Consider the following 3,737-nt stretch of genomic DNA (forward strand, 5'->3'; position numbering starts at 1 on the left):
TCAAATAGTTCCGAAGAGCTACTCTGCGCCAGGAAGTACTTCTAATCCTTTTATGAAAGGCTACGTACTTTTAAATGCTCCTTATATAAATCAAAATGAAGCTGGGGCTCCTATGGGATGTGAAGCAGCCTCATTATTACAAGCTTTGCGAGTGAGAGGAAAAGCCACAAATTATTCTTTGAGAAATTTCTTAAGAGAGATGCCCATCTCTCCTACTGGTGATCCAAATAAAGGGTTCGGTGGAACACCTTATGCAGTAACGCCTGGGGTTTATCAGTCTATCTATCCAGAGCCGTTAGCAAACTGGGGGAAAAGATACGCTAACGTAGAAAATATTTCGGGCAGTTCTTCCGCCTCTTTGCAGAATCATTTGCAACTCGGAAATCCAATCGTGGTCTATGTAACACTCGATTTCCAAACACCGGTCTATAATAGATATTTTTTTGGTGTAGCAATTGATAATGCACACATTATGACTCTTGATGGTTATAACTTTTCTACTCAACAATATCATGTGTCTGATCCGGTTCGAGGAAAATATTGGGTGAATGCTACTACTTTCGAACGGTCCTACAATGTGAAGAAATTTGCAGTAGCTGTAAAATAAAAAATATAAAGAAAGATAATGGCTTATAATCTTTGTCGATTGCCGTTACTTCCTAGAAGCAGTAAAGAAAAGACTTGAAAATACAAAATAAGATAGAGCAGCCTAATTTGCATGGCTGCCCTATCTTATTTTTACTTATGAAACATATCAGGTAGAAGAAAAAGGGCGTCTAAAAATCTATTACAATCGCTTGTTTATTGTACTCTGCATTAAATTTACTTATCGGCAACCAATGTCTTGCACCTAAATCATAGTTCATATTTTTCCCACCTGATCCAGCAGGATTATCCGGACTCTTATAAAGCGGATCATATACTAGAAAGTGACCGTTACTGTATCCAGCGATTACTTTACAGTGGTTTCTCACGTAATCCCCAGGTACTTGATAGGAGGAAAAACCATAATATAAAACAGGCTTTCCAGATAATACTTCGTTGATGATTGATTCAGTGCTCGAACCAGAAATATTCCTTACTTTTGGATACCATCTTTGCATATACTCGGTTAGTGTCTGAGGTTTTATTACCCAGCCAAAACCAAAGCCAGTATAAACATCACCCTTTTGACCACCAGGATGTTTAGGATACATAGGTAAGTTGTCCTGTACATATCGTAAATCAACTGAAATATTTCTTGAGCGTAAAAGCATTGTCATTGCTGCACCAGCACACCCCCATGGTGAAAAAACAGGTGTATATTGACTTACATAAGGTACATTTTCAAGTACAATTTCTGTCCTCTTTTTTATAAAAGGATTAGAAGTACTTCCTGGCGCAGAGTAGCTCTTCGGAACTATTTGAATTTGAATGCTTTCCAACCGATAGGAATACCCTTCTGTCCCTGCACTCGCACCATTCTTTGCCCAGCCTAACCAGCCAAAGTTTTGAGCATGGACGCGATAATAAACGTCAAAGTGAGTCGCTAGTTCTCCAGTCAATTGGATTTGGATCGCTTCCAATCGTTTCGACTGTCCGCTGGTTCCAGATACACCGTTGTTTTGGACAAACCCATTCTCCCAGCCAATATCTTGGATGTGTGTTCGATACTGGATAGCTCCGCTGATATTTTGATTTTGCAATTGAACTTGAATCGCTTCTAAACGTTTTGACTGTCCCACTGTACCGCTCGATTGCCCACTAGCTTGATACTTGTCCCAACCAATTCCTTGGATGTGGGTACGATAAGAGATATCGGGTCTTCTTGCATAGGCTTTATTAGTAGACCCTGGAGCGGCATCTCCCTTTTTGACTAATTGAATTTGAATCGCTTCTAATCGATAAGATATTTTCTCCGTCCCAGCGTTCTCTCCATTTTTAGCCCATCCTAGCCAGCCAAAGTTTTGAGCATGAACGCGGTAATAGATGTCAAAATGATTTGCCAGCTCACCAGTCAGGCGGATCTGAATCGCTTCTAATCGCTTACTTTGGCCAGATGTACCAGACACACCATTATTTTGAGCATAGGCTGATTCCCAGCCAATGCTTTGAATATGCGTCCGGTACTGGATCGAACCACCGATGGTTTGTTTTTGTAACTGAACTTGGATCGCTTCTAACCGTTTGGATTGACCGGAAGTGCCGCTGGTTTGTCCACTAGTTTTGTACCCTTGCCAGCCGATTCCCTGTACATGGGTACGGTAAGAAAGGGTCGGCTTGTTGTGGTAGGCTGGACCATTTGGTCCAGGCATTGTTTCGCCTTTCTTGACCAATTGAACTTGAATGCCTTCTAATCTGTAAGACATGCCTTCTGTTCCAGCGTCTTCTCCATTCTTAGCCCAACCTAACCAACCGAATTTCTGTGCATGAACACGATAGTAAACATCGTAATCTTTTGCAATATCTCCTGTCAGTTTGATTTGAATCCCTTCTAGTCGCTTGCTTTGACCAGATGTACCAGATACTGCATTATTTTGTTTGAATGTATTTTCCCAACCAATTCCTTGAATATGAGTACGATACTGGATCGATCCAGAAACGGAAGTATTCTCGAGTTTGATTCGGATCGCTTCCAATCGTTTGGATTGACCCACCGTTCCACTTATTTCGCCATCCTTTTTACTATTTTGCCAGCCCTGGGTTTGGACATGGGTCGTATAGCTGACGGTAGGCTGTTCAACAGGAGCCGCTGCTTTTTGCAAGTCTACCTTTTTATAGTAAAAGGCAATGCTCTGATCCTCTTTATCGAATTGCCCCTTGGTCGTATCAGGCAGCTTGTCTTGATTTAGTTCGTATCCTGAAATGGAGGGAAGAATGCCAGAAGCCATCAAGTCAAAAGATTCTCCAACGGTACCAGACAATTCTTTGTTTTGAGTTACTGGCTGATCATTCTCATCGAGAAATTGAAGGATAACTTTTCCAACAGTTTTATCCGGTGTTGCCAGTAGATACGTTTGATTACGAATATTCACATTTGCATTAACTAGTGCATCTAAGTTTGTATACGTGTCGCTAGAGTCTTCAGATCTCCAAATGTTAGAATTTGTTTCGGAGGAGCCAGCCTTTAAAGGCTGGAAGAAAGAATGCTCTCCGAAAGAGATTTTATTCAGTTTTGTACAACCGGAAAAAAGATCTTCATTTTCTACAATACCCCTCGTGTCCCATTTTGATAGATCTAAGGTTTCTAAAGAACTGCACCCGCGAAAAAAACGATTCAATTTGGTAGAAGAAGAAATTTGCAGGTTTTCGATTCCTTTAATCTCAACCAAGTTAGTCAGTCCGGAAAAAAGATCACTGGATTCTTCAGCTAATTGAACAGGTTCAATTAAAATAATTTTTCGAATATGCTCTTGATAGTCTAACCAAGGAGAACTGCCGGATGTCGTTGGCAATTTTCCACCAGTAATGGTAAGAATTTGTTCATTGGATAGCTGCCAATGACTCGTTCCAGCATCTCCTTCTGCCAGCAACGTATCGTCTGCGGAGGAATCGGAGACTTCATTTAAAGGCAATGTGGTTTTCGCGAGGGAAGTTTCTGTTTCAGTAGTGACCTGTGAATCATTTTGGGGAGCTGCGAACGCAGAACCTCCTTGTACAAATGTTGATACCAACAACAAGATTAGGCTAAGATGACTGAGATATTGGGTAGCTCTTTTCCTTACACTTTTTTTCATAGTACTCTCCTTTTTTTGTTA

At 40.9% G+C, this 3,737-nt stretch carries 2 protein-coding genes; one reads left to right on the plus strand and one right to left on the minus strand.

The window, feature by feature from the left end:
- The coding region (locus NRIC_RS19040) for a C39 family peptidase (RefSeq protein WP_175580167.1) at positions 1 to 607 on the plus strand (607 nt) is incomplete at its 5' end.
- A 169-nt stretch (positions 608 to 776) separates the two neighbouring features.
- On the opposite strand, the gene NRIC_RS19045 is transcribed toward NRIC_RS19040, so the two are convergent.
- Complete coding sequence (locus tag NRIC_RS19045; RefSeq protein ID WP_146624302.1) at positions 777 to 3,716, minus strand: C39 family peptidase; 2,940 nt, start codon at positions 3,714 to 3,716, stop codon at positions 777 to 779.
- Positions 3,717 to 3,737 lie beyond the last annotated feature (21 nt).

The organism is Enterococcus florum, assembly GCF_004309355.1.
GTDB classification, from domain to species: Bacteria; Bacillota; Bacilli; order Lactobacillales; family Enterococcaceae; genus Enterococcus_A; species Enterococcus_A florum.

What these genes read in the sequence shown, in the direction of transcription:
- NRIC_RS19045 (WP_146624302.1), bottom strand. Translation starts at nt 3,716, where the DNA reads ATGAAAAAAAGTGTAAGGAAAAGAGCTACCCAATATCTCAGTCATCTT.